A 2352-nucleotide genomic window follows, 5' to 3' on the forward strand; every position below is an offset into this window, starting at 1 on the left:
CTGTTGCCCCCTGAGCGAAGCGATGCACAAAATGTAGTGAGTCGTTTCCCCCCTGGGGACATAACCCTGCTACACAACCTTCGGGGCCAAAGGCCCCGTCAACCTTCCCTTCTGAACCCTCTGAACCTGGGCCACTCCGTGGCCCTCTATTTCTCATTCATAATCTTCCAGTTCCGAAGAAGGACTTTTTTCCCTCTCCAGGCAAAGGCGTAATTTTTATACATTTTATTGAAGCTGCGGTTAGACAGGGATTCCATCATTTCTCCGGTGAGAAGGGGAATCCTTTTTTCGTGGATTTCCGGCAGGGGAGAGGGGGGCGCTTTACGATTATAGGGACAGCAGTTCTGGCAGGCGTCGCAGCCGAAGATAAGCGGCGTTCTTTTGATGATTTCCTTTTCCTCTTCCCGGAGGTCTTCTTTTTTCTGGGTGAGGTAGGATTTGCAGCGCCATGGATTGAAAGGCTCTTTCCCTATGATTTTCCCGGGGCAGGCCTTCTCACAGAGACGGCAGGTGCCGCAGGAAAGGGTGAGGGGCTTGTCGGGAGTGAGGGGAAGGGTGGTGAGGATGGCGCCGATGGTAACATAGGAGCCAAAACGGGGATGAATGAGGCAGTGGTTCCTGCCGAAGAATCCTAATCCCGCCGCATAGGCAAGCCACCGGTCCACCATGGGGGAGGTATCGGTAAGGGCTTTGAATGCATCTTCCGGATAGATGGATTTCATGTGGTTTATGATTTTTTCCATATACCGGTGATTGATGCGGTGATAATCTTCAGGGCGGGCGTAAAGGGCGATGTTTCCTCTTTCCTTTTCTTCTGCTTTATAGGGGAAAAGGATAACGAAAAAGGATTTGGCACCGGGAAGGAGGGTTTCCGGCGAAAGCCGCTTTTCCAATTCCGCCGGCGCAAAGGGGACGGGGCCTGTTTGGGAAAGGCCCTTGGAAAGTTCTTCAGAAAAATGGATACTGCAGGCGCCGCAGGCTGTAAGGCCCAGGGATCTTGCCGTATCCAGAAATAGTGTTTTCGGGTTCATCATGTTTCCTTATAAAAAAACGGCGCTTGGGAAAGCGCCGCTGCGTTATTTTACCATTCGTTTGGCCAGAAGTTCGCTCACTCTTTCCGTAGGCATATCGTCGCTGTCATAGAGAAGGCCTTTGGGGCTCTTGATAATGAGCCGGTCCATCAGGTTCTGGCTGATAAGGTCGTTGGTGGCTGAAAGAAATGCCATGCATGCTTTGTCGTGGTGATCTTTCGTAATCAGTCTGGATAGGCCCGGCGCTTTCAGACGCTGCTGGAGGAAGAGCTGGTGAATGGCTTTCCAGCTTTCTTTCTTCGGGCAGGCCCGGAGGAGCACGCAGATTTCATAGCCCATGTCCTTGAGGTAGGAAATGTAATCCAGGGTATGGGATACATTTTCCAAGGATCCTTCCTGCAGGATATGGTATCTTCCTTCCGCCGCCTTCTTCATGGTGAGGTCCGACAGGTACTTGCCCTGTTCGATGGAAAAACAGGCGCAGTACTGGCCGTATTTTTTCATCAGTTCCCGGAAACGGGGATGGAAGCTGCGGAAATTGTCGCCCATGGACTGGATGATGTTTCCGCCGTATTCCTCGATAATCATGGAGGACATCCGTGTTTTTCCGGAGCCCGGCTGTCCTGCAATGATAAAGGCCATGGGATGCTTCTGGTTTCCCGTCTTATTTTCACGGACAGAAGGCCATACAGTCTTTTCAAAAAGGGTGTCCATTTCATCCCTTTCAAAGGCGCTTTCCTTCTCCACCAGCTGGCGGGAAAATTTGGCGCTCACCGGACGGAAGATCTGGTCTGCCATGTACCGGGTCTCTATATTATAGGCTTCCTGGAGCATGCTCACCTGGGTGGACATAGGAAGACCATGTCCTTTGCTGAGCTCAATGAGTGACATCTCGCGGATGGTGGTGCGCCAGAGACTGTAAAGACGGGACTCGTCGGCCCTGTCAATTTCCACTTCATCTTTCATAGTCCAAAGCAGGTTATGAATGGTGGTGAAAATCTCCGCATTCACTTCCAGCTGTATTCCCATAGGGGTAATTTCCGCTGATTCACTTAATTCGCTGATTGTCCGCTCGTCATAGGGCATAGCCTGACCAACTCCTTTTCAAAATACATATATATTCTTCTCAATCATAACAAAGTGCAGGGAATTTGTCTATGAAAGAAATAAAAGGGTCGACTTTGTCGGCTCGGGTTCAAAAGGTGAAGAAGGTGAAGCGGGTTCAAAGGGTGGTGGCAGGCGTGCAGCCGCGGAGCGGCTGGGATCGAAGATCGGGATCGAGGATCGGGGGACCGCTTCCCACTGTCATCCTGAGCGTCAG

2 protein-coding genes are annotated in these 2352 nt (G+C 51.4%); both read right to left on the reverse strand.

The annotated features are described in order from the left end of the window. Positions 1-146: 146 nt before the first annotated feature. Positions 147-1031, reverse strand: a complete 885-nt coding sequence (gene queG, locus B2Y11_RS04755) for a tRNA epoxyqueuosine(34) reductase QueG (protein WP_291056842.1) — start codon at positions 1029-1031, stop codon at positions 147-149. 45 nt (positions 1032-1076) lie between these two features. Continuing rightward, positions 1077-2060 carry a zeta toxin family protein gene (locus B2Y11_RS04760; RefSeq protein ID WP_291056844.1) on the reverse strand — a complete coding sequence of 328 codons (984 nt, stop codon included), beginning with the start codon at positions 2058-2060 and terminating at the stop codon, positions 1077-1079. Between the last annotated feature and the right edge of the window lie 292 nt (positions 2061-2352).

Origin of the sequence: Dialister sp. UBA1703, from assembly GCA_002320515.1 — a bacterium.
In the GTDB taxonomy this organism is placed as follows: domain Bacteria; phylum Bacillota; class Negativicutes; order Veillonellales; family Dialisteraceae; genus Dialister.

Bases quoted from the DNA above. Each gene is read 5' to 3' on its own strand.
- queG (WP_291056842.1), bottom strand. From the start codon at position 1,031: ATGAACCCGAAAACACTATTTCTGGATACGGCAAGATCCCTGGGCCTT.
- B2Y11_RS04760 (WP_291056844.1), bottom strand. From the start codon at position 2,060: ATGGGAATACAGCTGGAAGTGAATGCGGAGATTTTCACCACCATTCAT.